This is a genomic window from Micromonospora sp. DT4, assembly GCF_049841675.1.
Taxonomy (GTDB): domain Bacteria; phylum Actinomycetota; class Actinomycetes; order Mycobacteriales; family Micromonosporaceae; genus Micromonospora.
The window spans coordinates 1-2,747 of sequence record NZ_JBNCKT010000242.1; the positions used below are offsets into that span (position 1 = coordinate 1).

General features: G+C 67.5%; 4 protein-coding genes. 2 read left to right on the forward strand and 2 right to left on the reverse strand.

The annotated features are described in order from the left end of the window. The first annotated feature begins 133 nt into the window (after nt 1-133). Entirely contained in the window at nt 134-1,033 is a 900-nt protein-coding gene (locus tag ACLQ24_RS29230; RefSeq protein WP_425894962.1) for a hypothetical protein, read from the forward strand. Here the strand turns inward: ACLQ24_RS29230 and ACLQ24_RS29235 are convergent. Continuing rightward, the gene (locus ACLQ24_RS29235) at nt 1,023-1,151 is read right to left on the reverse strand and encodes a hypothetical protein (protein ID WP_425894963.1); all 129 of its coding nucleotides are present in this window, start codon (nt 1,149-1,151) and stop codon (nt 1,023-1,025) included. The two genes, ACLQ24_RS29230 and ACLQ24_RS29235, sit on opposite strands and share 11 nt — an antisense overlap. 36 nt (nt 1,152-1,187) lie before the next feature. Then, complete coding sequence (locus ACLQ24_RS29240) at nt 1,188-1,343, reverse strand: hypothetical protein (RefSeq protein ID WP_425894964.1); 156 nt, start codon at nt 1,341-1,343, stop codon at nt 1,188-1,190. Between the two features lie 415 nt (nt 1,344-1,758). Between ACLQ24_RS29240 and ACLQ24_RS29245 the strand changes: the two genes are divergently transcribed. Further along, nucleotides 1,759-2,679, forward strand: a complete 921-nt coding sequence (locus ACLQ24_RS29245; protein WP_425894965.1) for a trypsin-like serine peptidase — start codon at nt 1,759-1,761, stop codon at nt 2,677-2,679. The last annotated feature ends 68 nt before the right edge of the window (nt 2,680-2,747 follow it).

Consider the following 2,747-nt stretch of genomic DNA (forward strand, 5'->3'; position numbering starts at 1 on the left):
AGCGCGAAGCCGCCCGACGCATCAACGCCGAACGACTTCTCACTGCGTAGCCGTCCAGTTACCCGACAGTCTCTCACAGGCGGCGGGAGAGAGGGGAGTGGGCATGGCTGGTAGGCGGCATGAGGATTGCACGGTGATGGTGACGGTGCCGGTGAGTCCGGATCGTGAGCGTGCGGTCAGGGCGATGCGGCGGTGGTTCGAGCTGTGCCCGCCCCGGCTGCACGGCGTGTTCGGTGCCGCCGTGCGCGCGATGCCGAAGGCGGATCTCGATCCGCCTGTGTCGCCTCCCGGTGCGGTGCACAACTTGCTGGGCACCGCCGTGTTCGATGACCTGTATCGGGAGCCCCGCGAGTGGACCGAGACCTATTCGCGGGGGTCGTGGGACGAACTGCTGCGTCGCCTCGGTGATATTCCGGACGCGGCTTCCTTCGAGGCGCGGACCAGGGACGAGCAGGGACGGTTGAACCGACCGCGTTTCGACGTGAGTGCGGTCAGGGACGAGGGCTACGTTGATCTCGTCAGCACCGTCGACGATGCGGTGGTCAATGATCCTGTCGGCGAGCGGGCGCTCCTCGATACTGTCCGCGATGTGGCGGACTTGGCTGCCCCGGTGGCGGTCGCCGTCGCCGTGCGAGGTTCGCTGACGGATACGCCGCTGGAGGCGGCGCTCAGTCGTTCGTCGAATGACTACCGCAAGCGTCCAGGCGAGGTGCTGCGCAACTACGGTTGGCTGACCGTGCTCAGCGATGAGATGGCCGAGCGTGTCGGCGGTGCTGATCGCCTGCGCGCGTCTGGCGCGTTCGTCGAGGTGGAGCCGCTCGCCGCTGGCGGCTGGTGGCTACTGGCGACGAAGACCTGGGACGAGTACGGCCCGGAGCAGGCGAACCGCCTCTTCGAGCTCCTCGCGCCGGTGCTACCGGCGGGCCGTCCGGAGATGACGCAGTGGCGGTTCCCGACGATCGCGGATTCACCGGTTCGGGTCACTCTGTCGAACGTGGTGGCCGAGCGTGACCCACGGGAGATCACCGGCTGAGTCCGTACAGTCGAATGTTGTCGAAGGCCTGGTCGACAAGGACCTGCGCGATCGTCCAGAGCGGCGGCGCGGTCCCCGGTGTGAACCGGAAGCCGGTGCAGCGCTCCAGGTCGGCCACCGCGCCGCGCAGGAGGATCTTCGGGTGGCATGTCGGTCACGAAGGACGCCGCCGCCGAGACTCGATCGCCTGGATCAGCTGCGCTATGCCCTCCTCGGAGACACCCTCGCGCATGTCTACCCCCTGGCGGTGCCGAACGAAGTCCGGAGCGGTGGAGTAACCCGCGCCGGCGAGCAGAACGGGGATGATCAACGCTTCCGCTCGCTCGAGCGTGCGGTCCAGCTCCCGCGTCTGCCACTGCGACTGGCCGGTGCGCGCGCCGACGCAGAAGCGGGCTCCGGCCCCCGATCCGCGGTTCGCCGCCGTCGGAACCGAGGCAGGGACGGGGCTTGGCGAGGTCACCGAAACGGGCCACATGGCTAGCGATTCGTGCAACTCCGCGGATCGATGACGAACGCTAGAACATCCTCAACGCTCTCTGACAGGTTCCTGACACCCGCTCGGTAGGTTGCCGCGCATGACGACACCACAAGGCCGCTGGTGGGGCGAGGGTCGACGCGCCTCGATCATGCTGACATCGGCGATGCTTGTCACCGGAACCGCGATATCGATACCGAGCGCGGCCGCCGCCGCGGCTGTCCCAGGGACGGTCGGCAAGGTAACAAGCGTGGCGACCCATGAGCAGGCGGTCAGCGTCGCCGATCGACAGGCGGTCCTCGACTACTGGACCTCGGAGCGGCTGGCGGCGCTGAACGAGCCCCTCTCCGGCAACCCTGCGACGAGTGGACCGGACGGCGCGCCCTGGACCCGGTCCAACGCCGTGGCATCGACGGTGGGCCGGCTCTTCTTCACCAGCCAGGGCGAAGACTCCAGTTGCACGGCGACCGTTGTCGACAGCGCCAATCGAAGTACCGTGGTGACGGCCGGGCACTGCCTACACAGCACCGACCTCCTCGGTGAGAACGGCCAGTGGGCGACGAATGTGATGTTCGTACCCGGCTACCGTGAGGGTCGGGCACCCTACGGCAAGTTCGTCGCACGCATCGGAGTCGCCGATTCGACCTGGTTGCAGAACAACGGTCAGGACCCGAAATTCGACTCGTACGACCAGGCCTTTGTGGTGCTCAACAGTAATGAGCGTGGCCGGAGAGTGCAGGATGCGGTCGGGGCCGCGCAGAGCGTCGGCTTCGACCTGCCCGGCGCACAGCTCGTTTTCCAGTTTGGCTACCCCCGCGCCGCCTCGGACCCTGCCCGGGACGGTCTTCCGGAGTTCACGGGGCGACGGCTCGCCTACTGCACGGGCCAGGCCAGCGAGGATCCCGGCAGCGTCGACTGGCCCACTCCGAAGGGCCAGTGGGGCGTCGCCTGCGTGATGGGCGGTGGCTCCAGTGGCGGCCCGCGCATGGCCAGATTCGATGCCCTGTCCGGTCTGGGAACCGTGGTGGGCGTCAACACCTGGTCCGATTTCCTCGACGACACCGGCAAGGTGTGTGAGCTCGGTGACGAGACCTGCACCCGTCACCTCATCGGCCCGCAGTTCACCTCGGCGATCACCAAGCCCCTGTATGACCGCGCCGAGCGGGCCTAGCCCGAGTTTCCTAGATAAGTTGATCTTGAGGGGATGCGGGGTTCGGCGACATGAGGGTTGAGCTGCAC